General features: G+C 55.5%; 22 protein-coding genes. 15 read left to right on the forward strand and 7 right to left on the reverse strand.

Features of this window, described 5'->3' with window-relative positions; genetic code table 11:
• The coding region (locus tag E7813_RS21110) for a histidine kinase dimerization/phospho-acceptor domain-containing protein (protein ID WP_291577165.1) at positions 1-1,669 on the reverse strand (1,669 nt) is incomplete at its 3' end.
• Positions 1,670-1,753: 84 nt separating this feature from the next.
• On the reverse strand, positions 1,754-2,842 hold the full coding sequence (gene torT / locus E7813_RS21115) for a TMAO reductase system periplasmic protein TorT (RefSeq protein ID WP_291577166.1): 1,089 nt from the start codon (positions 2,840-2,842) through the stop codon (positions 1,754-1,756).
• Between the two features lie 508 nt (positions 2,843-3,350).
• Between torT and E7813_RS21120 the strand changes: the two genes are divergently transcribed.
• Positions 3,351-4,091: a DUF4339 domain-containing protein gene (locus E7813_RS21120; RefSeq protein ID WP_291577168.1), complete on the forward strand. Its 741-nt coding sequence runs from the start codon at positions 3,351-3,353 to the stop codon at positions 4,089-4,091.
• A gap of 150 nt (positions 4,092-4,241) precedes the next feature.
• Positions 4,242-4,835 carry an outer membrane beta-barrel protein gene (locus E7813_RS21125; protein WP_291577170.1) on the forward strand — a complete coding sequence of 198 codons (594 nt, stop codon included), beginning with the start codon at positions 4,242-4,244 and terminating at the stop codon, positions 4,833-4,835.
• 125 nt (positions 4,836-4,960) lie between these two features.
• On the opposite strand, the gene E7813_RS21130 is transcribed toward E7813_RS21125, so the two are convergent.
• From E7813_RS21130 to E7813_RS21140, 3 genes are all read right to left on the reverse strand, one after another.
• Positions 4,961-5,980 (reverse strand): L,D-transpeptidase, encoded by a 1,020-nt coding sequence (locus E7813_RS21130; RefSeq protein WP_291577171.1) that lies wholly within the window; start codon positions 5,978-5,980, stop codon positions 4,961-4,963.
• 121 nt (positions 5,981-6,101) lie between these two features.
• Complete coding sequence (locus E7813_RS21135; RefSeq protein ID WP_291577172.1) at positions 6,102-7,124, reverse strand: HAD family hydrolase; 1,023 nt, start codon at positions 7,122-7,124, stop codon at positions 6,102-6,104.
• A gap of 55 nt (positions 7,125-7,179) precedes the next feature.
• A complete protein-coding gene (locus E7813_RS21140) occupies positions 7,180-7,392 on the reverse strand; it encodes a hypothetical protein (RefSeq protein ID WP_291577173.1) in 213 nt (70 codons plus the stop codon).
• Between the two features lie 365 nt (positions 7,393-7,757).
• Here E7813_RS21140 and E7813_RS21145 point away from each other — a divergent pair, with 365 nt between their 5' ends.
• From E7813_RS21145 to E7813_RS21155, 3 genes are all read left to right on the forward strand, one after another.
• A complete protein-coding gene (locus E7813_RS21145) occupies positions 7,758-8,237 on the forward strand; it encodes a DUF992 domain-containing protein (protein ID WP_291577174.1) in 480 nt (159 codons plus the stop codon).
• Positions 8,238-8,332: 95 nt separating this feature from the next.
• The gene (locus E7813_RS21150; protein ID WP_291577175.1) at positions 8,333-8,797 is read left to right on the forward strand and encodes a cysteine rich repeat-containing protein; all 465 of its coding nucleotides are present in this window, start codon (positions 8,333-8,335) and stop codon (positions 8,795-8,797) included.
• A 530-nt stretch (positions 8,798-9,327) separates the two neighbouring features.
• Positions 9,328-10,062 (forward strand): outer membrane beta-barrel protein, encoded by a 735-nt coding sequence (locus tag E7813_RS21155; RefSeq protein ID WP_291577177.1) that lies wholly within the window; start codon positions 9,328-9,330, stop codon positions 10,060-10,062.
• Between the two features lie 113 nt (positions 10,063-10,175).
• On the opposite strand, the gene E7813_RS21160 is transcribed toward E7813_RS21155, so the two are convergent.
• On the reverse strand, positions 10,176-11,267 hold the full coding sequence (locus tag E7813_RS21160) for an alpha/beta hydrolase (protein WP_291577178.1): 1,092 nt from the start codon (positions 11,265-11,267) through the stop codon (positions 10,176-10,178).
• A gap of 612 nt (positions 11,268-11,879) precedes the next feature.
• On the opposite strand from E7813_RS21160, the gene E7813_RS21165 reads away from it, so the two are divergent.
• The 5 genes from E7813_RS21165 (at position 11,880) to E7813_RS21185 (ending at position 18,559) form a co-directional block, all read left to right on the forward strand.
• Positions 11,880-12,971: a transporter gene (locus E7813_RS21165; protein ID WP_291577179.1), complete on the forward strand. Its 1,092-nt coding sequence runs from the start codon at positions 11,880-11,882 to the stop codon at positions 12,969-12,971.
• 317 nt (positions 12,972-13,288) lie between these two features.
• On the forward strand, positions 13,289-15,538 hold the full coding sequence (locus tag E7813_RS21170) for an ABC transporter substrate binding protein (protein WP_291577181.1): 2,250 nt from the start codon (positions 13,289-13,291) through the stop codon (positions 15,536-15,538).
• A gap of 28 nt (positions 15,539-15,566) precedes the next feature.
• On the forward strand, positions 15,567-16,202 hold the full coding sequence (locus E7813_RS21175; protein WP_291577182.1) for a response regulator: 636 nt from the start codon (positions 15,567-15,569) through the stop codon (positions 16,200-16,202).
• Between the two features lie 108 nt (positions 16,203-16,310).
• The gene (locus tag E7813_RS21180; protein WP_291577184.1) at positions 16,311-16,685 is read left to right on the forward strand and encodes a response regulator; all 375 of its coding nucleotides are present in this window, start codon (positions 16,311-16,313) and stop codon (positions 16,683-16,685) included.
• A gap of 248 nt (positions 16,686-16,933) precedes the next feature.
• Positions 16,934-18,559, forward strand: a complete 1,626-nt coding sequence (locus E7813_RS21185; protein ID WP_291577186.1) for a sigma 54-interacting transcriptional regulator — start codon at positions 16,934-16,936, stop codon at positions 18,557-18,559.
• 147 nt (positions 18,560-18,706) lie between these two features.
• Here the strand turns inward: E7813_RS21185 and E7813_RS21190 are convergent, their stop codons facing one another.
• A complete protein-coding gene (locus tag E7813_RS21190) occupies positions 18,707-19,753 on the reverse strand; it encodes an AraC family transcriptional regulator (RefSeq protein WP_291577188.1) in 1,047 nt (348 codons plus the stop codon).
• A 644-nt stretch (positions 19,754-20,397) separates the two neighbouring features.
• Between E7813_RS21190 and E7813_RS21195 the strand changes: the two genes are divergently transcribed.
• The 5 genes from E7813_RS21195 to E7813_RS21215 all read left to right on the forward strand — a co-directional run bounded on the left by E7813_RS21195 (position 20,398) and on the right by E7813_RS21215 (position 23,398).
• Positions 20,398-20,940 (forward strand): TetR-like C-terminal domain-containing protein, encoded by a 543-nt coding sequence (locus E7813_RS21195; RefSeq protein ID WP_291577190.1) that lies wholly within the window; start codon positions 20,398-20,400, stop codon positions 20,938-20,940.
• Positions 20,941-21,181: 241 nt separating this feature from the next.
• Positions 21,182-21,568 carry an antibiotic biosynthesis monooxygenase gene (locus tag E7813_RS21200; RefSeq protein WP_291577192.1) on the forward strand — a complete coding sequence of 129 codons (387 nt, stop codon included), beginning with the start codon at positions 21,182-21,184 and terminating at the stop codon, positions 21,566-21,568.
• Between the two features lie 19 nt (positions 21,569-21,587).
• Positions 21,588-21,947: an HdeA/HdeB family chaperone gene (locus tag E7813_RS21205; RefSeq protein ID WP_291577194.1), complete on the forward strand. Its 360-nt coding sequence runs from the start codon at positions 21,588-21,590 to the stop codon at positions 21,945-21,947.
• Between the two features lie 266 nt (positions 21,948-22,213).
• Positions 22,214-22,960 carry an outer membrane beta-barrel protein gene (locus E7813_RS21210; RefSeq protein WP_291577196.1) on the forward strand — a complete coding sequence of 249 codons (747 nt, stop codon included), beginning with the start codon at positions 22,214-22,216 and terminating at the stop codon, positions 22,958-22,960.
• A gap of 6 nt (positions 22,961-22,966) precedes the next feature.
• Positions 22,967-23,398, forward strand: coding sequence for a DUF2721 domain-containing protein (locus E7813_RS21215; RefSeq protein ID WP_291577197.1), 432 nt, complete (start codon positions 22,967-22,969; stop codon positions 23,396-23,398).
• Positions 23,399-23,593 lie beyond the last annotated feature (195 nt).

The following is a 23,593-nucleotide window of genomic DNA, read 5'->3' on the forward strand; positions in this document are numbered from 1 at the left end:
GCTCCAACAACTCGCCGATCAGGCAGATATCACCTGTCTCCGTGAACTTCACCGCGTTGCCAAGCAGATTGATGAACACCTGTCCCAATCGCAGCGGATCGCCGAGAAGGGCAGGCGGGATGTCAGGTGAGATGTTGAACAGAAGTTCTAGGTCCTTGTCCTGGATCTTCTGCGCGACCATGGTCGAAATGTTGCTCATCACCGAGTCAATCTCGAAGGTGACATTCTCGATGTCGAGCTTGCCGGCCTCGATTTTGGAGAAATCGAGAATATCGTTGATGATTGACAGCAGCGAAGTACCCGCATTGTGAATCTTGCCGACATAGTCGCGTTGCTTGGCGCTGAGGTCTGTTTTCAAACACAAATACGCGAGACCGATGACGGCGTTCATCGGAGTACGGATCTCGTGGCTCATGTTGGCCAGGAACTCGGCCTTTACCTTTGTGGCGTCCTCGGCGGCGACCTTGGCTTCCGATAAGGCCGTTTGAATCTTTTTTAGTTCGGTGACATCCACCACCCAGGCCAAGACTCCCTGTTGCCCGTCATATTCCATGTGCATAAGAGTGGTGAGGCTGTCGCGTATCTCGCCATCAGGACCGCGCAGCTGGACGCCGAAGTCCCGGACGATACCCTCGCGGTCGAGTTGATCTAGCAGCGCCTTTCGCTGTCCGGGAACAACGTACAGATCAGGCACGTCGGATCCCACTCGGAGCGCGAACATTTCCTCCATTCGAGGATTGGTAAAGCGTGCAACATTATCGGTCGTTATCGCTACTCCTACCGGTGAGGCATCGAGTATGCGTTGAAGTCTCTCGGAAGACTGCCGCAACGCAAGCGTCGCTTCATTCACCTTCCGCTCAATCTGTCTGTTCTGTCGAACCAAAAAGCCAATGAACAGCGTGAGGCCAATCGTCAGACCCAAACCACCGAGCAATCCGGCTAACGCCACTCCGTAGGATGGACCACCATCGAATTCCCTCGTCGCGGCCCATGAGATCTCTATATCGGCGCCAGCGGTCGCCACTCTGGTATTTGAAACGTGTTGAAATTGTCGGCCGTTTGGAAGTGCGACCACGGTCTTAAGGTCAGGTTGACCAAGAAAGCGTCCGCTTAGCTTTAGATAAATGCCCCTCGGAATCGGTCCGGAGCGCATTCCGTCCAGTAGGGTATCGTAGTTTAACGTCCCGACAATGATTGTCGCCTCGGCGACGGAAGCGGAAAGCGCGATCGCTGAAACCGCCCGGCCGCTCTCGGATTTGAACGGCGGACTGAGAATGAACTGGTTTGGTCGCGCGGACGCCAGCGACAGCGTCGCGGCGACATCGGGTAGCATGATATATCGGCCGGGATAACCGAGCATGTCTGATGAAATGGCCACTTGCCATCGGCCGTCACGGTTAAGTCGAAGAAGGCTCGCCTCGTCGAGCAGCACCGTGGTCGACCGAGATTGCATACCCTCGAAGGCATTAAGGAATTCGCCAGGTTCGACCGTGCTGGAGTTCTCGACCAACGCCACCAGCCCCGACACAGGCGCGTAGCTTTCCTCCATCCATGACAGAAGCGTATTGGAAAGTCGTTCCGCGGTTTGATCGACGCGAATACGCCAGTCCTTCTCCGCCTTTGCGTAGGCGAGATAGCTAAAGCCAAGCGTCGCCAGCAAGCCTGCCAAGCATACAATCGCGGGAGGCAGAAAATGTGATTTCCAGACACTGCTCTTGGTTATCCTCGCTGCCAACGCTTGTCCGATCCGGATTTAGGGCGCGACGCTGAAAATCGGGCGGAAGCCGGCCGGTGCAATGCTCGAATTCAGATCGAATTCCGACAGCGATTTGAGATCTACCATTTTGATGGTGACACCAAGGTGCTGGATCATTTTTTGCTTTTCCAGAGCGCGCACCGCCTGATCGATCGAAATGCGTGCCAGCACTTCTTGACTATCGCTCGGCGCTGCCAAAATCGCCCCCCGCTTGATGGCACGATAGACCCCCGGGCCGAAGTAATAGGCGATCACCTTGATCTGTTGCTCCAGTTTCCGTTTCTGTAGCACCTGTACGGCTGCTTCAGCCGAAACGGCTGTCCCGGCGATAAAGTCGATGTCCGGGTGACTGTCCAGCACGGCTTCGATCAGGCGAGTTTGTGCGGCGATGCCGGTGTCGCCAAATCCCCCGTCAATGACAGATAGTGAGGATCCATTGAGTGCCGCTCGAAACCCTTTATCACCAGCGGCGACCCAGGCCGCTCCGGCGGGACCCGGAAACCACGCAACCTTGGCTGCCTTCTTATCCGACTGGAGAGCTGTAAGGTATTTTCCCGAGGCAAGTCCCATGTCATAGAAATCCGCGGCCACCCGCGCGGCAATCTTGTCCGAATTGATCCCGTTGATCAAGTCGATCACAGGCATGCCTTTGGCGCTGTAATCGGCAATGACGCTGTTCAATCCATCGGCTGAGATTGCACCGATAATCAGGGCATCCGCCTTGTTCTGTGTGACGCATTCGGCGATTTGGCTTTGTTGTGTTGCGAGATTCTCATATCCCCCTGCTTCGTAGAGATTAAGCGCGACGCCCATTCGTTTGGCTTCGTTGACGAGACCGAAATTGACCGCCAACCAATAGTCGTCTTTGAGGTGCGGAATTGAAGCGCATATGCGCCACGCTCGGCTTGCATGACCGGGCGGCGTGTATTGCTGTAGTTCGTGCTGATGTTCAGCGTTGAACGGCGGTGACCAGACGTCGATTTGTACCGGATACCATGCGTCCTCCGCCATCGCCATCGGTAGAGCCAACCGGGTGACAAAAATCACCAGTAAAAACAGACTTGTCATATACAGCGCCGAGCGCATGGATGGCCTGTTACAGCGTTGCTGGACTCTCGAAGCCACGAGCACTCTCCTACCGACAAGAGTTTCTCCATTTTTCATCGCAAGAAACGGGCCACCCCACGAAGCATCGCGTTCAAAGGGAATTGCTCGAAGGATCAGCGGTGTGAGACGATCGGCCCAGGCACTCACGGGCTGGCTAATCTCCGAAATTTCGTAGGGCCTCCGAAATCTCGGGGCACTACTTCGTTTTGATTTCGTCCCTTACTTCTGATCTTCTCTCCTAGTCGACATTCGCGGGTGCGGTTGGAACGTCTCAAAGGTTGTCGAGCCGGAGCGGCTTATCAGGGATAGCTCCTTATCAGCCGCATTATCTTCCGAGATATCGTCACGCCATCGGACAGACGGCACGTTGAAACATGTCCTCGTCAAGCGAACGCGCGTAAATGGCACACTATCCACTAACCGGGTTCTACAGCGCCGAGCCGCGCCCGTGCGTGACTGCGCTATGCGCGCTGAGGAGAGCAAATTCATGAAGGCCCAAGCGTGGTACCATATTGACAACGATGTTACGATCGGTCCGACTACGCTGGAGGACATATCCAGTCAGATCAGGATCGTGGGAGGCCAATCGCGTCTGGTTTGGACAAAGGGAATGCCCGATTGGACAGAGGCAAGTTCCGTAGCCGCTTTCTCACAGCTCTTCCAATCGGTATCGCCGCGTGTCTCGTCCGAGACCCACGATCGAACAAAATCGAATGAACCTTCGGCCGCTCCGACACTCGTACAGCGTTTGCGCCGCGAATTGACCGAGTACTTCGTAATCTCTGCCTATCTATATGTCTGTTTCGGTTCCCTGATCTTTTATAAAGCAGCCATCCTTCGTGGTCACGGGATCGAGTTCACCTCGCTATTTGGTTTGGCCATTGTGAAAGCCCTCGTTCTCGGCAAGTTTGTTCTAATAATGCAGGCGCTCAAGATCGGCGAAAATCAGAACCGTGCCGACTCTCTACTCGCCGGCATCCTCAAAACGTCGTTTCTGTTCGTCGTGCTTCTTATCACCCTCTCCGTGATCGAGGAGATGATTGTTGGCTATTTTCACGGAAAGGTCGGTCGAGCGGTACTAAGCGAGATAGCAGGGGGCACATTAACGGAAGCCTTCGCAGTAGGGATACTCATGCTGCTGATCCTGATTCCGTATTTTGCCCTTCGCGGCATCTCCCTCCGTCTGGGAGATGGTAACCTCTGGAGACTCTTCACTGATCGGGGCTAGCCTGCGTCGCGCCGGCCTCGATATTGAAGGAATGGACGCTTTATCGCCGTCTGGTCGTGTTGGCGGGCATCTTCCAGCACTCTCCGGTCGTCATCCTTTTTTCTCGCCGGGGGCTGGGACTTAAATGGTTCTCTGCGCAGAGATCGTGCCATGAAGCATGTGACAGCGGGGATGCTTGTTGCCGCAGCGATTCTGGTTGTCGCCTCCGATGCCGCTGCTGAAAGCGGCTCCATCGGTGTGGGCATCACATCCGATCGCGATCTGGGCAATTTTGGCGATCCCAAGGACATGAAATACGAACTCAACGGAGCATACACCTTTGATAACGGCCTGATCTTCGGAGGCTCATTTCAATACACCGACACGACCTTTAGTGACCAGACCAGCCAAAATCTTGAAGCAACGATTGGTTATCGTATGCTGCTCGACCCGGGTTTTTCGGTGACCGGCAGTGCGGGAATTGGTGAGCATTGGCGCCAAAAGCCGGGCACCGACTTTCCATATTACGTTCTGCGCATCGCAGCCGATTTCAAGCTAAGTCAGGCGATAACCTGGAACGCCATTTCCTATCGATTTCGGGATTCGTTCGATCGCAACGACAATTACAACACGCCTCAGATCGCTACTGGTCTCACCTTCAATCTAGATACGCAGAGTTCGATCTCGGCGAAAGTCATGCGTAACTGGAAAGATGGCGAACCGAGTAGTACCGGCGTCTCGCTCGGATTCAGGCAAAGGTTCTGACCAAACCGCGACACTGGCCCCGCCGATTGATTTAGCGTGGCAAGCTGCTGTCTGAAGCCAGTATGCAAAAGATCGCTTTTCTAATCATGCAGATCCCCCTGTATACGAAATTGAACTACGTCGGATCAGCTTTTCACGCGCTTTCCCTTTATCGCGCGGTCCTCAGCGATAACGGTGAAATCCGGTCCTGTACGGGTTTCCGCGCTCGCTGCAAAATCGGTCACGACCATGGTCGTGCCCGGAAGCAGCGTGGCGGCAACTTGCTTAACGCCAGCGCCATCAAGGTATTCGATTCTTCCCAAGACGGGATCTGACCAGAGATCGACCGTGGTGCTGCTCTCGGGATCGCCACCGAGATCGAACGAGTTCCACTTCAGCGAATGACCGTCCGGGGAGGGGCCGATAAGTGAGTACAGATGCGTGCCAAGCGGCTTGTTTTCATCGAATATGCTGATCGGCGTCTGAAAAGTAACAGCGCCGTCTTTAAGGAGATACGCTCTGCGGTCAGCGCCAGACACCAGAATAGACGCAGCAATACGTTGGGATAATCCTTTCTTTGCACGGGTTTGCGCCTGAGCAGCTTTGGTATTGGCCGCTTTCGCATCCTCCGCGACATCGTTCGGCAGGACGAGTCCGGGTTGCACGACCATGTTATGGGCGCTTGTTTTATCGGCAATGATCACCGATGTGCCAAGCCCGGTGATTGAAAACAGCATCCGGGAAAACTCAACCGGCAATCGAATGCAGCCTTTCGAGGCGGGATAGCCCGGAAGATGGCCGGCATGCAGAGCGATACCGCGCCAAGTCAGCCGCTGCATATTCGGCATCGGCGCGTTGTTATAGGTGCTGGAATAGTGTTCTTCGCGTTTTTGCAGGATCGTAAAGACCCCCGTCGGCGTTACATGCCCGGGAGCTCCCGTGGAGCAGGTCGAGACCGCAATCGCGAGCCCGTTTCGATAGACATGAACCAGTTGAAGTGGCAGCGAGACGACGATCACGACCGGGCCGTTCGGAGATAGTTCGGGCCGCCATATGAAATCTCCAGGCTTCATCGCCTTGATAGCGGCGACGCCTTGGGCAAACGAGCGATCAACGTTCGCCAGCAATGCTCCAAAACCAAAAACAAATTCGCGGCGGCGCAGCATGCCTGTCACTCCCTGATCCGCCGCCGTTTCAGTGGCACGGTTGGCAGAAAGCTCGTCTGCGCGGTCACTTGCTGCCAAACGGAAATATCGTTTTCCAGTCGTTCTTCATGTCGACAACGGTCTAGCCAGCGGCCGGTGCGGCGTCGAGCGCCTTGTCGAGTTTGCCGATAGAAGACGTGCGGTCGTAGGCCCATTCCCGTTCGGCGTCGGTGTGGTGCACGATCAGGCCGAAGCGGGCGCCGCTGCCGCTCGTGGTATATTGCAGCATCTGCATGTCGCCATCGGAATTGCCAAAGGCCGCTATCGGACAGCGGCCGATATGCGCATTGATGCCTGCCGGTTTGCCCGGACCATCCTTGATAAAGTCGACCTCGGGCAGGCGCGTTAGCACCCACTTGCCGTTCTGCAACTCGAATTTAGTCTTGCCGCTGCTGCCAACGACCTGCTGCGTCGGAATGCCGTAGACCCGCTCGGAGAAGATGCGGATGAAATCGATGCCGCCGCCGGAGACGATGAAGGTCTTGAATGCGTTCGCTCGCAAATAGGCGAGTAGCTCCAGCATCGGCTGATAGACCATTTCCGTATAGAGCCGCTTGGTGATGGGATGCCTGGCGGTGGCGAGCCAGTCGCGGGCAATATCGTTGAATTCGTCGACGGTCATGCCTGAATGCGTCGCCACGACAAGCTTGAAGATGGCTGGTTCGCCGCCGGCGAGCGCACCCTTGAGGTCGCCTTTCAGCAACGAGGCAAAGGGTTCCTCAGTCTTCCACTCCGAATCCTTCGGCGCCAACACCTTGACGCGGTCGAGCGCGAACAGGAGTTGGAAACACATCGGTTGTTCGCCCCACAACGTGCCGTCATTGTCGAAAGTGGCGATACGATCGCCTTCGGGCACGAAGTCGGGTGAGCTTTGCCTAGTCACCCGCTCGACGAAATTGAAAATGGCATTTTTGGATGCGGTATCGTTCCAGGCTGGCAGCGGATCGGCGATCGGCACCGGTGCTACCGGAGCTAGGGGAAGGGTACCCGTACCGCTTTGCGCCTGCGCGGAGCCGGGGAGGAGCATCGGTAACGCCGGAAGCGCGGCAAGTGCCGACAGCATCGCGCGTCGGTTGACGTCGAAAAGCGTGCGGTCCGATTTCAACTTCAGTTACCTCTTTGCAGTTGGTCGACTTGCGTCGCCGTCACCCCAGGGGCGGTTATCCGCAGCGGTGAACGCGCACGCCGTTCACGACGACATAGTGGCAAACCGTGACCGGTGGGTGCGTCACCACCACAGCGCCTCTCGGTCCAGCGCAACCAGTACGATAAACGCCCGCCACACAGGTCACTGCGTTGGCCTCTGTCGTCTCCACGGCCATTGTTGCTGCGAAGGCGGCGACAACCGATGCGAATATCAAAAACGTGCGCATATTCTGCTCCCCGACGTTATGACTAATTGCTCACCTTGAAGACAATTGGTCAGCAAGAAGCGGGCCATGACACAAAGTCGCGTGCGCGTAAGAAATGGACAGAAGAAACATCGCGATAAACGCGTGCGACGAGACGCTCGGCTTAACGCTGTTCCTCCGATATTTCGGAGATGCTCCGAAATATCGGAGAACTCCAAGCGGACCGAGGGCGTCGTCAGCGCATTCGAAAATTCTATGCCGCTGTTTCGACGGTCATTTCCTCACAGCTTCGCACGTGTCGCGAGTTGGCCTGCTTCTTGCGAAGCAGGCAATCAAGAGGCTTGCGTCCGACGGATTGAACACGACTCAAGGCAGGAAACCCCGACATGTCAAAATATCTCACCGTGCTGTTGCTGCTGGCATTCGCCACGGCACTGAGCTCGCCGGCGGGTGCACAAACGCCGGGGACCAGCGTCGGTTCGCTCACCTGCCGGATGGCGCCGTCGATCGGCTTGATCTTCGGCTCACAGCAGCGGATGGCTTGCCAGTTTCAACCAAACGGTCCTTACCCGCCAGAGGCCTATATCGGTGTCATGAACACGATCGGCCTTGATATCGGTATCACCGCGGGTGGGGCGTTGGCGTGGGGTGTGCTCGCGCCGACGGCAGGTCCGATGTATGGCGGACTTGCCGGCACCTATGTCGGGGCAAGTGGCTCGGTCAGCGCCGGCGTTGGCGTGGGCGCCAATCTTCTGTTCGGTGGCACCGGCCGTTCGATCGCCCTGCAACCCCTGTCAGTTGAAGGATCGGTCGGGGTCAATCTGTCCGTTGGTGTTTCCGGTCTCACGCTAGCGTTGGCGCGGTGAACGGGGCGTCGATAGAATCCGCAGTAGCTCCCTGCGCGGCTGCGCTTCAACGAAGCGGCGGCCAAGATTCGGAGGCAGTAATCAGAGGACGACCAATGATACGCACGATGCATTTACTAGCCAGCTTCGGAGTTTTGTCCTTGCTGGCCGTCTTGCCGGTAAGTTCAGTATCCGCGCAAACGGATATCCCCAAGGCGATCCAGGCGAAGCTGGCCGGCGAGGCCGCAAAACTGGAGAATTCCTGCGCTGACGATATCAAGAAGCACTGCAGCGACGTCACACCGGGTGAAGGGCGCCTGCTTTACTGCATGCACGCCTATGAAGACAAAATAAGCGCAAAATGTGCCTACGATCTGGAGCAGGCCGCGGCTGACGTGCAGCTTTCCGCGGATAATCTGAAAGAGGCCGTCACCGCCTGCAAGGCGGAGATCAGCGGCGTCTGCGGCAAGACGCAACCAGGCGAGGGACGGGTTGCAGCCTGCCTGTTCGCGAACAAATCGACGGCCTCAAAAGCTTGCGGAGACGCGCTCGGCAAAATTGAGGCGATGGCGACGCATTGACTCAGGATCGAGCATGTTTGGCATCGTCGTCTCTGATGAAATCGGCGCGTCCGTCACCTCGGGGATGCAATGTTTGCGTTGTCGTGCTGTCGATAGCCAGTGCCGCGATCATTGGCGTTTGCGTGATGTTCGCGGTTTTCATGCGGCAGTCAAACGATAGATAGTCGCGAAATGCGGCGCCGTCTGTAACGTGCGAAGCCGAATCAGGATGAAGTTCGGTAAGGTTTTGTATCGACGGACAGGCTCGTCACGTTATTGGTAGACGAATGAGCACGGAAAGCTGTGATTTTACACTGATGTATCGCTCTCCAAAGTTTTGGAGAGCCTACGGAGTTTCGGAGAAATTCTCCGAATTTTTGGAGAAATTCGAGATTCTTAAACCTGTCTGTGTCCGTTTTGTCACCGACGTTTTCTTTGTGCGCTACCCGCTCCAACTACTGTTTTTTCCCGGCCGCTATAGAGGTACAGAACTCAAGAACGTTGTTGCGAGATAACTGAACACTTATTCGAAATGTTTGGGAGACGGCCAAATGAAAAAGATCTTGGTATCGACGACAGTCGCAACAGCGCTGCTGGCGACTTCGCTGGTAGCGCAGGCCGCCGATCTGCCGCAAAGAGTATACGCCCCGCCGCCCGTAGCGCCCGCGGCGGTTGTATTGGTCTACGACTGGACCGGTTTCTATATCGGCGGCAACGGCGGATACGGCAACAGTCACAATTGCTGGGGTTTTGTGCCGGTAGGCGGCACGGTGATCCCCGATGGTTGCAATAACATGGCTGGAGGCATTCTCGGCGGCCAGATGGGTTACCGCTGGCAGGCGGGCGGCTTTGTGTTCGGACTAGAAGCTCAGGGCGACTGGGCCACGTTGCGCAGTTCGCACATCAGCGTCGTCAACCCGGCCTTGTCCGATCGCACCACCGTCAGCGGTCTTGGCCTCTTCACCGGCCAGGTCGGGTATGCCATGAACGCGGCGTTGCTCTACGTGAAGGGCGGCGTAGCGGTGACGATCAATAAATACGATCAGCTCACGAACATTGGCGGCGTACAGGTCGACTCTGCTAAAGCTACCCGCTGGGGCGCGACCGTCGGCGTCGGATTTGAGTACGGCTTCACGCCGAACTGGTCGGCCGGCATCGAGTACGATTACCTGTTCATGGGCAACGCCAACAACTCCTTCTCCGTCCCTGCGCCCGCCGCGGCGATCGTTAATCAGGTCAATCAAAACGTAAACATGCTCACCTTGCGCGTGAACTATAGGTTTTAACGGCTCGGTCGTCGCCCGTTATTGATTTTGTCTGTTCTCCCGATAAACTCAAGCCCCGGCTTCATCCGGGGCTTTTTGTTGTGTGACCACAGATGTTGCGTGCCCGCGTCGGGCTATTTGCCCAATGCGGTCACGTCCGGCAGTTGATCGCTCAAACTGGCACTATGCTCGGTCATGGCCTGACCCGCGCTTAGGCGCTGCCTGATCATGCCCATGACAGAAGTCACGTCGTCAAAAGCCCGATCGTGGGCGTCGTCGCCCGCGGTCGCAAGGTGTGTCAGGTCGAACACAAGTATCTTGTCGCGTTCAAGCTCGCTTCGATATGGTTCCTGGGTAGGATCGATGTTGCCTAGGCGAGGCGCATCATCCGCCAGGTTTCTGGATAATCTGAGGGCTGAATCGTCCTGCGACACAAAAAGGGCAATGCGGGGCCGGGCGGTGCCCATCCTTTGAATCTGCGCGCGAAACACATCGACGTCCACGTCAGGAGCGACCAGCATGGCATTCGTGAGTTTGTCGGCTCTGATCGACGCTGTGGTTTGTCCACCGCGTATCGACCTTCCGCGCAGCGCTTCAAGGGCGATCCAATTGCCCATGGAATGGGCCAGCAGGTTCACCTCGGTGACAGCCGGATAACCTGTCAGCGTTCCAAGCAGACTTTCGAGCGCATCGCGCGAATAGTTCGCACTCTCCCGGTCGTAATTGTAGGTGCGCAAACGGACCTCGCCGCGCGATGGCCACGTAAACAGGACGGGAATGACCTGGACTTTCGAGTCGTGGACAATCTGGGCAAATCGATAGACCGCTTCATCGAAGCGATTGTTGAATCCATGAACGAACACCAACACCTTGGTTCGGCCGGTCCGCTTCATCATCGCGGCGATCGACAAAGTAAACGCTTGCTTTTCGATGTACTCAGCCGAGACGGTGACGAAGCTCGTTCGCGGATCTCCGGGAATGGTCGTGGGCCATTGAACCTCGCCGATTTTCCTAGCCGCATCGGGCGGAATCGAAACGGTGATTGCGGCATAGGACATTTCGGCGGAGCGTTCGCCGCTGAACATCTCGCCGGAATCGGTCGAACGTTGGCGTGTGGTCGCGACAAAAATAGGAATGCGAGAAGTTCCTTCCACAGTTGTCGTGACCGGGATCAGCGCGCCTTGCGGTGGACGGATTCCGCAAGAGCCGCAGGCGATGACCAGCATGAGCAGCGGCGCACCAAGGGAACGTCTGTTAAATCTCACCGTAGGTACTCGCCGCAAACCGTTGCAAGACCGGGTTGCTCCATCAGTTGTGTGGACTATCGATGAGACTCGCGCCGCCTAGTGCGAGAGAGACCGTGATTATTGCGGTCGCGAAAAGGCTGCTTTTGATCCTAGACGCTTTACCCATTTTCCCAATCCGCTGTCGTTCGACGCCGCGGACTTAATTGCTTCGCAAGAAGCGGACCACCGCAACCGGACGATACACGTTTCCAAAGGATCCGCCGGTTAAATCAGAAACCGTTGCCGACGGTGATGTGTACGCACGATTTGCATGGAGAATACCCTGGGACTCGACGCGCTCATGTGACGGGCGGTCCAACCTCCCGCGAGAGGTAGCACGCGGGTCAAAATAAGAACTCCGAAATTTCGGAGGCCCTCCGAAATTTCGGAGGCTGCTCCGCATACTACACCAACGCGTTGCGTGAGTTGAAGCGTTGACCGTGTCCTCTTTGCATCAATGCGACGGAGTTCGTTGCAGGCGTTGACGAATCTGACTGACACCCGATGCAAAACCACTAACATGCACCCACCGATCGATCGGGGGACAGTTCGATGCAGCGTATCAATTCGAATTTTACGGGCAACATCTTCACGCGCAAGAGAGGGCTGCTGCGATCGTCCGTGGCGCTGTTCTGTGCTGGCATTTTCGCGACGACCGCGTCGGTCGCGCTGGCCGATGAAAGCGGCACCAGCTTCTGGCTTCCGGGCACATATGGAAGTCTGTCGGCGGTGCCGGGCACACCGGGATGGGCAGTTGCGTCGGTTTACTATCATACGACCGTCAACGCCGGTGCGGATGTCGCTGCTGCGCGCGAAATTCAGATCGGCAGATTTAGTCCCTCGGTGACTGTCAGTCTCAATGCGAGTTTGCATGCTACCGCTGATCTGGCGGTCATCGTTCCCAGTTATACGTTTGCGACGCCTGTTCTCGGTGGCCAGTTGGCGGTGCAAATGGGAACGATCGTGGGCACCACCACGGCCAACATCAACGGAACGGTGACGGCTTCGTTGCCTCCCTTCACTGTGATACGAACCGCCAATATCGGCGATACCACGACGGGTGTCGGAGACCTCTATCCGCTTGCTTCGTTGAAGTGGAATATGGGGGTCAACAACTTCATGACCTACATCACCGGCGACATTCCGGTCGGCGATTATAGCTCGACGAGCGTGTCCAACCTCGGGTTAGGGCACGGCGCCATCGATGCCGGCGGCGGGTATACGTACTTCAATCCGGCGACAGGGCGTGAGTTTTCGGCGGTCGCGGGGTTTACCTATAATTTCATGAACCCGACCACCCAATATCAGAGCGGCGTCGATTTCCATCTGGATTGGGGCGCGTCGCAATTCCTGTCCAAGCAGTTTTTCATCGGCCTCGTCGGTTATGCCTATGACCAGCTCACGGCCGACAGCGGCGCTGGCGACAAGCTTGGTGCGTTCGAGTCGCGGGTTTTCTCGGTCGGCCCCCAATTGGGATACATTTTCCCGATTGCCGGAAAGCAGGGGTTCCTTGGCTTGAAGTCGTATTTCGAGTTCGAAGCCAAAAACCGACCCCAAGGCTGGAATACCTGGCTGACCTTCGCAATCTCGGATGCGCCGCCGGCGCCGGCGAGTGCTGCGTCCCCACCGTTGATCCATAAGTAAGCGGATCTACGATCGCGGCGAGCCCCGATGAAATGCCCGCGATGGAATTTGCAACGGTCTCTTCTGGCGCGGTTATGTGCAGGCAGTCAGAAGGGGACGATATAGCTGAGCCAAGGCGCCATATTGCCGGCCACGCTCCGCCGCAGTTCAGGCTGTTCTTGTTTCGTTAGCAAATTCAACGGCTTCGCTGCTCACGAAAGCTCCCTTGGTTTGATTCAGAAATCTTACAGTCAGCTCCTTAGAGTTGGCTGTAGTTCGGAACCTGGGATACGATCCGCAATCCGAGGGTAAACGCTAAGCAGCGTCGGAGCGGTGGGGTGGCGCAGATTCGTTCTTTATCCAGATCTGTCATGTTCGGCGCAGCGGTAGCGCTCGTTCTGGGTAATTGTGCGGTCAACGCCCAAAACTACCAGCGGCGTGTTCTTTTGCTTTACCCCTACGATGATGTCCATCCTTCTACGGCAGAAGCTGGGGCCGGGATGAGGAAACGGCTGGTCGAAAAGTCTCCCTCGAAGCTCGATATCTACACCGATTTTCTGGATCTCGCCCGGTTTCCCACTGAGGCGGACGAACTTCGGTCGGCTCACCATCTGGCCGATAAATACGCAAGCAAGCCGCTCGATCTCATAGTGGCATTGAACTCGGAGGCTGAGCACTTCTTACTTAAATACCGCAGCATCATCGCTCCGAATGTTCCAATTGTCTTTTGCTGCGCGCGGCCCGAGGTCGCTATGGCCGCCGATAGACCTGCAAATGTTACAGGCGTATTCAGCGAATTTGACGCCAATAAAACGATTGCCTTAGCGCAGCAACTTCAGCCTGACGCGCGCAATCTCATAATCGTTTCCGGTTCCTCGGAGATTGATCAGGGCTGGTTAAAGTCGCTTCGAACAGGAATCGAACCTTACGAGCACAGTTTCAATATCGAATATTGGGTTGGACTTCCCTACGAAACGCTGCTCGAGCGCGCCTCGCATTTGTCGCGTGACACGATTGTGATTTTCATAACGGTTTACGGCGACGGCACGGGACGGCCATTTGTGCCGGCGCTTGTTGTGGAGGCCCTTGCTACTGCCGCTAGCGCTCCCGTTTACGGTCCTTCCGATACTTATCTCGGCCGGGGAATCGTGGGCGGCCACATGAGTTCGTTCGAATCCATGGGTGCTGACGCGGCTGATATGGCGTTGGAGATTCTTGCTGGCAGGGACCCGGCTATGCTCGCCCCGAGATCCAGCGAGAATCGCAAATTTCAGGTCGATGCCCGGCAATTGCTGCGATGGCATATTCCGGAGAGGAATATTCCCAAGAGTACGCTCGTGTCCTTCAGACAGCCGACAATCTGGGAAGAACACCGCAACCTGGTGCTTGCAACCATTTTTGTAATCCTGCTGCAGGCGATCATGATCACGGCACTGCTGGTACAAATGCTTGCACGCAGGCGCGCCGAAAAATGGTTGAGAGAAAGTGAGGAGCGCTGGCGATCCGTTTTTGAGATGTCGACAGTAGGTATCGCCCTGGCTGACCGCAATTTCCGATTTCAGGCCACTAATACGGCCTTTCAAAAAATGTTTGGTCGAACGGACGAACAACTCCATGGGCTTACTCCGCTCGATCTCAGCGCAGAGGAGGAGCGTGAATCACTGAAATTGCTTTTTGAGCAGGTTCACGAAGGCAAACAGCAAAGTTACGAATCGGTACAGCGGTACAAGCGCAAGGATGGCGCTCTGATCTGGGTACACGCCTATGTATCGAGGATGCAGGACAATGAATCCGAGGCGCCTCTCTTCCTTGCTACCGCGATCGACGTCACAGGTCGCAAACGGGCAGAGGCTGCCTCGCGGGACGCGCTATCGGACCTCGCGCGGGTCACACGGCTGACCACGATGGGCGAGATGACGGCATCGATTGCGCATGAAATCAATCAGCCGCTGGGCGCCATTGTCACCGGCGGATCGGCGGGACTTCGCTGGCTGGCGAACGCCAAACCGGATCTCGAAGAGGCGCGCGCCTGCTTCAGACGGATCGTGAATGACGGGCATCGGGCAAGCCAGGTGATCAACGGCATCCGGACGATGCTGGTAAAGGGCGACGGCGAAAGGGAGCTGCTCGATATAAATGGACTCGTTCGCGAAGTTCTCGTGTTTGCTCATGCCGAACTGGAGAACAAAGGGATTATGGTTCGAGCCGAACTAAACGAGAATCTGCCGGAAGTTCTCGTCGATCGAATCCAGCTGCAGCAAGTCGTGCTGAATTTGGTACTGAACGGCATCGACGCCATGGCAGCTTTGAGCAGTCGTCCCAGGGTTTTAAAGCTGCGATCTGAGCGAAATGGGTCTGCGAACTTGATAGTAACGGTAGAGGACTCAGGAACAGGGATCGACAGGAGTATTATAAGTCAAATATTTGAAGCGTTCTTCACAACAAAGAGGCACGGAATAGGCATGGGACTTTCGATCTGCCGCTCGATTGCGGTGGCTCACGGCGGACAGCTCTCTGTCTCCTCCGGTTATCCGTATGGATCGGTATTTCGGCTTGAACTTCCGGCTAATCAGTTAAATGCCGCATGATGGCCGCGGAGAAACGCAGGAGTTGAACGTGAAAGAGACAGTGGAAGCGCAAAAGGCCGTCTACGTGATTGACGACGACGCGTCCATGCGCGAGTCCCTCAGAAGCCTTTTTTCCTCGGTGGGTTTGCGCGTTAAAGCATTCGGTTCTGCATCGGAGTTTTTCGTAGAGAAACTTCCCGACGCCGCCGTGTGCCTGGTTGTGGATGTTAGGTTGCCCGGATTGAGTGGGCTCGATTTTCAGGAAGAATTAAACAAGGCCAACATCGACGTTCCGATCATATTCATCACCGGCCATGGGGATATCGCCATGACTGTGAAAGCCATGAAGGCGGGTGCCGTCGAGTTCCTCACCAAGCCGTTTCGGGATCAGGATCTGCTGGATGCCGTGAAAACTGCACTCGAAAAGGATGAGGCCAAGCGGAAAAGCCAGATGACAATTGCGGGCGTTCGTTTCCTGTTCGAATCGTTGACGCCGCGCGAACAAGAAGTCATTGCGCTGGTGACCACGGGTCTCATGAACAAGCAAGTCGCGGCGGAAATGGGCGTGAGCGAGATTACCGTGAAGGTTCATCGCGGCAATGCTATGCGGAAAATGAAGGCAAACTCGCTCGCCGATCTGGTGCTGATGGCGGATATGTTGGGTATCCGACGCACCAGGGCATAGCATCTATACTGACGTATAATATTCTCGGCCTTATTTGCCTTGAATTATCACCAACGTATGAAGGCGCGATGACTCCGACTTGCTTATTTAGAGAATTGAGAATTTCGAATGCGGAGCGCACCTTTGATCTCAATAGTCGACGACGACGAGTCCATACGTGAGTCCACCAGGGGACTCGTGAGGTCGCTTGGTTACCAGGCGGAGACTTTTGCGTCGGCTGAAGAGTTCCTGGGATCGGATCGCGTGGGCGATACGTCCTGTCTGATCACCGATGTGCAGATGCCCGGATTGAACGGTATCGACCTGCAACGTGGGCTGATCGATCGGGGCGTTCAAATACCCACGATTTTCATTACAGCTTTTCCGGAAGAGAGAACGCGACTTCATGCAATGAAGGCCGGTGCGGTGGGGTATCTTGGCAAGCCCTTCACCGAGGAAAGTCTGCTCAAGTGCCTCGACACCGCGCTTGGAAGCTCCGGCTAACCGCTTTCCGCCGAGATCATCGCTCAGGTTGTGAAGGAATGCTTTCCCTGAATCGACCCTCAGGCAGCGAAAGCTGCTTTGCGCCGCGATCATGCGCTGGATATTGGTGCAGATCGGAACTATACCAACGTATCGATCATCGAATCCTTTCAAAGGCCGAGCTTTCCGCAAGTATTATGGAGCAACCTGTGGTTTTTACGCATGTTGAACTTGTCTTACGGCCTCGATAGCTAAAGAGGGGTGGTAATATGAGCGCGTCGGAAAGCAACATGGTGTTCGGTCGGTTTCAGTCCGTAGTCCCGCACACGACGCTGAGCGAAGCATCCGCCGAGGACGTACTGGCGTTCGAGCGCATGCTTGCCGATCTCTCTGCGCGATTTGCGAACGTGTCTGCCGAAAAGGTCGAATTCGAGATCCAACTTGCGCAAACGGCACTTCGGCAATTTCTCGGGTTTGATCGGTGCAACTATTCCGAGTTCGATGATGGAGACGGCCCACTTATCGTCATATCCTCAAGCGCCAACGAAAATGTCGAGCAATTGCCGCCGGGCCCGTTTATGCTGCATGTGCCTTGGTATCTTTCGAAACTTCGTGCTGGCGAAACGATCGCATTCCAGGGGCTTGCCGACGAGCTACCGCCCGAAGCCGTCGTTGAGACTGAATATTGGCGAAAGGTGGGTTTGGTCTCTCATTTGAGCATCCCGCTCCGCATCGGCGGTCGCATCGTCGGTGTCATTACTTTCGGAGCCGTCTGTGCAACCCGCGTGTGGCCGGAAGGTTTGGTTACACGGCTCAAGCTTGTAGGTGAGGTGTTTGCCCAGGCGCTCGCCCGGAAACGGGAGCAAGAAAAACTTGTGGCCGCCGTGGCGGAAATCAAGCTTCTGAAGGACCGTCTTGAGCGGGAGAATGCCTATCTGCAGCACGCCGCGCAGATCAGGCCGCCGCAAGGTCTTACCAGCCACTCGCCATGTTTTCTGTCCGTTATCGGAGAGGCTGCACAAGTTGCGCAAACCAGTTCTACGGTTCTGCTGCTCGGCGAAACCGGAAGCGGCAAGGAAGTTCTGGCGCAGGCAATCCACGACGCCAGTAGCCGAAAAGATCGTCCGATGATCAAGGTCAATTGCGCAGCGCTCCCGGCCAGCCTGATCGAGTCGGAACTGTTCGGTCGCGAAAAGGGTGCTTTTACGGGAGCTCTGGCAAGGCAGGCGGGACGTTTTGAAATTGCAGACGGTTCAACGATCTTTCTCGATGAAGTCGGCGAATTGCCGCTCGAATTACAGCCAAAATTGCTGCGCGTGCTTCAGGAAGGCGAGTTTGAGCGCTTGGGCGGTACCAAGACGATCAGGGTCGACGCGCGCGTGATTGCGGCCACCAACCGGCCACTCGCTCAGGCCGTCAAGGAAGGGAAATTTAGGGAAGACCTTTTCTATCGGCTCGACGTATTTCCGATTGAAGTGCCACCGCTGCGCGAGCGGCGGGAAGACATTCCGATGCTGTCATGGACCTTTGTGAAGGAATTCAGCAATTCGATGGGTAAGCCGATCGACGAAATCGGGGATGAATCGATGTCCGCGCTTCAAGAATATCATTGGCCTGGCAATGTTCGCGAACTCCGGAATGTGATCGAACGCGCAATGATTCTTAGTCACAGCCCGAGACTGTGCATCAAGCTAGCGCATACGTCGCTTCGACCGGTGGCCCTCAAAGCGACGGCAGGCTCGCTCGACGAAGCCGAGCGCGCCATCATTCTGCAGGCGGTCGAGCAGTGCAATTGGCGTATTCGCGGCCCGAACGGGGCCGCAGCACTTCTCGACATCAAGCCGACGACGCTGGAATCCCGCATCAAAAAGCTCGGTTTTACACCCAAGCGGTAACCCTGGAGTTTTCGATCAATCTGACCCGCCGAACGCAACTATCGCTCGGCGTTGTCCTTGTTACGCTGATCCCAAAAATCCCTGACCGGCTTACGAACGACAAAGGTTGCGGCTCGAAGCCGCGGTCGACCTACTTGACGCAGAAAGCTACCAATTGCCCTTTTGCCGCGCCTGTCTTGGTGTCGTTCCAGTCCATCGTTTGAATGCATGCGTGAAGGCGCTGACTTCCTGGTATCCCAGCAACCACGCGATTGTGGTTATCGGTAAGTCGGCTTGACTCAAATAGTGCGTTGCGAGATCGCATTTTGTTTCATCAAGGATGGTGGTAAAACTTAATCCCTCAGATGCGAGATGACGGGCGAGCGTTCTTTGGCTCATCCCGAGTCTGTGTGCAACATCGGCGGCCTGCGCGTTGCCATGAGGTAGAAGCGGAGCAATTTCGTTCTCGACGCTAACCCGCAGGGCGGCTAATCGGGGACGGTCGATATTGGCTTTTTCACATTGAGCGATCAGCAATCCGTGGAGGAACGAATCTGCGCTCGCTAACGGTATATCCTGAATCGCTGAAGGGAATACGATTTCGTCGATATTCCTGCCGAATACGACGTCACAGCCAAAAAGCTTCTCAAATGTAGATTGAAAGAAATTGCGACGATGTACAAAACTGACGCGGGTTGGAAGGAGGTTGCGTCCCGATAGGTGGCGCACCAACCGGACGAGCGAGATCATGAAGAACTCGATTTGATGTCGGTCGTGATGTCGGGCAACATTGACATATTCAAATCTAATGGTGACCTCCTTGTTTGTCCGATATTCAAGATGAACTGCTTCGTTGGTTATCCGGCTGTAGCGAGACGCTCTTTGTAACGCGTCACCAAGCGTGTCGGACGACGCCATGACATAGTAGAGCGTTCCGATTTCGCGAAGATCGAAATTTAGCGCCAGATTGAGTCCCAATGTCTCGTCGTCCATCCCTTTAGCTACGAGATTGAGAAACGTTATTTGACTTGTTACATTCAGGCGGAGATTGGGATTGTCAATTTGTTGAAGCGTCAGGCCGGCTTTCTTGAGCAGCGGCTTGACGTCGAGGTCTCCCTCGACCGCGCGTTTATAGGCTAACCGTGTCATGCCGCCGCCGGCCGTAGGAAAATGCGCCGGTCGAGGGGCTTTAACGCTGCCATCGATATTCGGCATGCAGTGTTTACCCGCAATTCAGACTGGTAGATAGGAACAACTCTTTGGCCGACGATAACAAGACGAACACGCGGAGTCACGTGTAGGACCACAGCTATTGTTCCAAGGCCGCCCTCGAAAAAGCAATATCTGCAGTAGCGGATTGTCGAGTCAATTGTACGTCGGGATCTTCTACTTAGCCGGTAGTGTTCGCATCTCGTTAGGTCAAAAACGTTGTCCAAGCCGTCAAGACCAAAACTCGAAGCACAACTAATCGAGGCGCACGTTAGACTCCAGCAGCTTGCAGGCCAAGGTACTAGGGTTCCACCGACGGTAACCCTCGTGCGTCTTGGTTCACTTGAAATTCGGCTGGTTCAATCGCCCGGGGCATCTCCCGCAAATGCCGCCAAATTCTGGATGGAGCTTTTTGACCATGATAGGCAACTGTCAATCGATAGCGTCGGCGATTGCGGTATTGAAGACGCGGTGATCTCCCTGGAAGACTTCATCGCGCGCGCGACGAAGCAGAGTGAGAATCCTCACACGTGGCGTCGGTAGGACGAGACCAGTTCTCGTTAACCGGAAGGTTCCGCTCTCCACACTGGCCTCATTCCGAAGATCACAAATTACAGTTTGCGCCTAGAAAACAAAATTGCAGAATCAAAATGAATCAGCCCAATTTCGATATCAACGAATTGCTCGCAACTCCAACATCCAGTTGGCACAAAAAAATAGCGGCAGATCTTATTTCGGAGATCGAAAGGCATCTGGTTGAAGTCGGCACTATCCCCGAGATGCGACGCTTTCTCGCCGTAAAGGGGTACCGGGAGCTTCATCAGCGAATCGAGCGCGAAATTGAGGGCAAGAAGGATTCCGATGCGTTACGAGCGATGGCGTATGCCATGCGCAATTATTCGTTGGAACGTCCGGGATTGTCCGCGGCGACGTTTCGGGATCCTGTCGTTGATGGCCCTGAATGGCTGGAAGCGGGCAGTAAATTGGCCCGAACGGTGTCAGAGGTATTTTCGCAGCTCGGCTTGAAGGGTGAGCAAGTTCAGCATGCGCTTCGAGTTTTGAGGAGCTTGATACGCGGCTTCGTCATACACGAGATGGCTGCGTCGTATCTGGACTCACTGGAATACGAGAGAAGCTATGAGCTTGCGATAGAGATCTTTATTCAAGGGCTGTCCGCGCTGAACCCTAAATGAAATTGTGTCCGGTCGGGCCGTTACCAACCGACGACCTCCGAACTTTCGGAGGCTCTCCGAATTTTCGGAGAATTTGGGAACGCGATGAGCGCGATCATCCGCGTAAAATTATCGTTACCCCGCTGATTTATTGAATAGTTTTCGCCGCTCGTATCACGGGTTTCGCCTTGGCCCGCTTCTTGCGATGAGAAGCAGGAAGTCCGTTCTTACTTTTGCAGACGACTACTGAAAGACATGGATCTTGATCGTCTTTTCGATGCAGATCATAGCCCCCGACGAAAAGCGAACGGCATTGATGCGTACTCTCGGATCGATGCTCGGTCCGACCCGGGTTGCGCCGGGTTGTCTGGACGCTCGTCTCTATTCGGATCTCGACAAGCGCAAGACGCTATTTCTCGTTGAAGAGTGGGAGTCGCGAGAACAGTTCGATCGAAGTCTGAATATGGCCAAACTCAGTGCAATCGTTGCGGCTATTGAGCTCTCAAGCGAGGCACCGGTAGTTCGCGTTGACGCCGTCGAGAGGGAGGAGGGCGTGGACGCTCTGGCACTTCATCGTAGCGTCGCCGGGGGCCTCCAGACAGTTTTGATCGAGACCAGAGGAAGTACCGACACCAAACGCGAGATTTGATTCGCAGAAAGAGGAAGACATGCGCAAGACTTTGATAGCTGTTACAGTCGGCGCCGGAATGCTGATGGCGGGCTCAAGCGCCAGGGCTCAGGTGAATCTCAGCGAGTATGCCGATCCTGAAGGGTTTCTGGACGTGCAAGCCCTGACATGTGCGCAGCTCGCGGGAACATGGCAGGATCAGGCTGACTTGCTCGCTTCCTGGTACAGCGGTTGGTACAACGGTCTGGCGAAAAAGCACTACATGGACATCCGAAAAGGAAGGGAAGCCGAGCACGAGTTGATCGTTTATTGCAAGGCAAACCCACAGCTCAGAATTATTCAGGCTATCGATATCGTTTTCAAAAGCATGCGGGAAAGAATGGGGATCAAGGTGCAGTAAGCGATTCCGCAAAGCGTTAGCTCACCCTTCGTTCTCGCTTCACACGCTGCCTCCGAAATATCAGAAAAAGTCCGATATTTCGGAGATTATCTCCGAGATATCGGAGAATTGAGGTCAGGTCCTCGCATTAAGTATCCGGTTTGTTACGACATGTTTCTCTATTCGCCAAAACCTCACCGGGGGTTTCTGGCGGTCAATCCGAAGTGCAAGGTGCGACGCTATCTTGAATACATGCGACTACCGACTCCAGTTCAGGGACAACTGCAATGAAAAAGACTATCTCAGGATCGACGACGGCTAGGTTAGCGTTGTTTGCCACGTCGCTGGTCGCGGTGATCGCGATCGGATCCGTCGGGGTCAACGCCGCGGACCTTCCCACCCAGCAGCAGGTTTACGTGAGCCCACCGGTGGTCGCGCCGATCTATAACTGGACCGGAATCTATCTGGGCGCCAACGCCGGCTATGGCTTCGGCAAGCAGGATCCGCTCGGGCTGTTCTCCGATGATTTTTCCGCGTTCAACTACAAGCTAAGCGGAGGAATGATTGGCGGCACACTTGGCGCCCAAATTCAGAGCGGCCACGTTGTGATGGGCCTCGAAGGCGACATCGACTGGACCAGCATGAGCGGGGTTGGAACGGGCCCGGTGGTTAAGGCTGGTTTTCTCGAGGGCTCCGCGACGATCGCTTCGAAGGTGTCTATTATAGATACGCTCAGGACCCGGATTGGTTATGCTCAGGATAATCTGCTTTTCTACGGAACCGTGGGCGTCGCCTTGACAAACAACACGTCTGCTTTCACCCAAACGGTAGGCTTTACCTGTAACACCGGAGTGGTCGCCTGCACCTCGAAGTCCGACTGGCACGCCGGACTGGCGGCTGGCGCTGGCATCGAATACGGCTGGACACCGAACCTTAGCACCAAACTCGAATATTTGTGGGTTGGTGCCGGTGCGGCCAACACCTTGTATGAAAACATGGTGCGAGTCGGCGTGAATTACCGCTTCGGAGGCTAGCGAGAGGTGATTACCGAAACCCCATCTGTCACCCAGCTTTCGCAGGTCATCACCCAGGCTATCGCGCCTGCGTTTCTCCTGGGCGCGCTGGCGGCGTTCATGTCGGTATTGACCTTGCGCATGAATCGCGTCGTCGACCGATCGCAGATGCTGAACGCGATTGACGAAAGCGACACAGCAAGGGTTCGGCTCAAGGCCGACCTCCCGCGCATGAAACAGCGCGCCAAACTTCTCAACAATGCGACGTTTTTTGCCACCTTGAGCGCGATTTTCGCGACGTTACTGGTGATGGTCGCCTTTGTGACCGCCTTCTTTGACATCCAGCACGAACGCGGGATCGCGGTGCTGTTTGTGATCACACTCGGATTTTTTGCCGCTGCCCTTGTTAATTTTGCCCGCGAGACGCGGATCGCGCTCCACGAGTTTGACTATCACTGAACAACGGTCGTGCTACACATCATAATAATGAGGGTTTCGTGATCATTATTCTGTGTCTTTACGTGGTCGCGCTTTGGGCCCTGTTCTCGAGATTCAAGCTGATACGATGGGGTTGGCTGTCCGGAACGGTAGCGGCCCTTGTTGGCGCAATGATTCTCGCGGTATTTCTTGCGCTTTTTAATTATCTCACACCAT

This window comes from Bradyrhizobium sp. (genome assembly GCF_004799405.1).
Lineage (GTDB): Bacteria > Pseudomonadota > Alphaproteobacteria > Rhizobiales > Xanthobacteraceae > Bradyrhizobium.

What these genes read in the sequence shown, in the direction of transcription:
- E7813_RS21145 (WP_291577174.1), top strand. Translation starts at nt 7,758, where the DNA reads ATGTCAAAATATCTCACCGTGCTGTTGCTGCTGGCATTCGCCACGGCA.
- E7813_RS21195 (WP_291577190.1), top strand. Translation starts at nt 20,398, where the DNA reads ATGAATCAGCCCAATTTCGATATCAACGAATTGCTCGCAACTCCAACA.
- E7813_RS21165 (WP_291577179.1), top strand. Translation starts at nt 11,880, where the DNA reads ATGCAGCGTATCAATTCGAATTTTACGGGCAACATCTTCACGCGCAAG.
- E7813_RS21180 (WP_291577184.1), top strand. Translation starts at nt 16,311, where the DNA reads ATGCGGAGCGCACCTTTGATCTCAATAGTCGACGACGACGAGTCCATA.
- E7813_RS21120 (WP_291577168.1), top strand. Translation starts at nt 3,351, where the DNA reads ATGAAGGCCCAAGCGTGGTACCATATTGACAACGATGTTACGATCGGT.
- E7813_RS21160 (WP_291577178.1), bottom strand. Translation starts at nt 11,267, where the DNA reads ATGCTGGTCATCGCCTGCGGCTCTTGCGGAATCCGTCCACCGCAAGGC.
- torT (WP_291577166.1), bottom strand. Translation starts at nt 2,842, where the DNA reads ATGCGCTCGGCGCTGTATATGACAAGTCTGTTTTTACTGGTGATTTTT.
- E7813_RS21210 (WP_291577196.1), top strand. Translation starts at nt 22,214, where the DNA reads ATGAAAAAGACTATCTCAGGATCGACGACGGCTAGGTTAGCGTTGTTT.
- E7813_RS21125 (WP_291577170.1), top strand. Translation starts at nt 4,242, where the DNA reads ATGAAGCATGTGACAGCGGGGATGCTTGTTGCCGCAGCGATTCTGGTT.
- E7813_RS21155 (WP_291577177.1), top strand. Translation starts at nt 9,328, where the DNA reads ATGAAAAAGATCTTGGTATCGACGACAGTCGCAACAGCGCTGCTGGCG.
- E7813_RS21140 (WP_291577173.1), bottom strand. Translation starts at nt 7,392, where the DNA reads ATGCGCACGTTTTTGATATTCGCATCGGTTGTCGCCGCCTTCGCAGCA.
- E7813_RS21205 (WP_291577194.1), top strand. Translation starts at nt 21,588, where the DNA reads ATGCGCAAGACTTTGATAGCTGTTACAGTCGGCGCCGGAATGCTGATG.
- E7813_RS21130 (WP_291577171.1), bottom strand. Translation starts at nt 5,980, where the DNA reads ATGCTGCGCCGCCGCGAATTTGTTTTTGGTTTTGGAGCATTGCTGGCG.
- E7813_RS21190 (WP_291577188.1), bottom strand. Translation starts at nt 19,753, where the DNA reads ATGCCGAATATCGATGGCAGCGTTAAAGCCCCTCGACCGGCGCATTTT.
- E7813_RS21150 (WP_291577175.1), top strand. Translation starts at nt 8,333, where the DNA reads ATGATACGCACGATGCATTTACTAGCCAGCTTCGGAGTTTTGTCCTTG.
- E7813_RS21185 (WP_291577186.1), top strand. Translation starts at nt 16,934, where the DNA reads ATGAGCGCGTCGGAAAGCAACATGGTGTTCGGTCGGTTTCAGTCCGTA.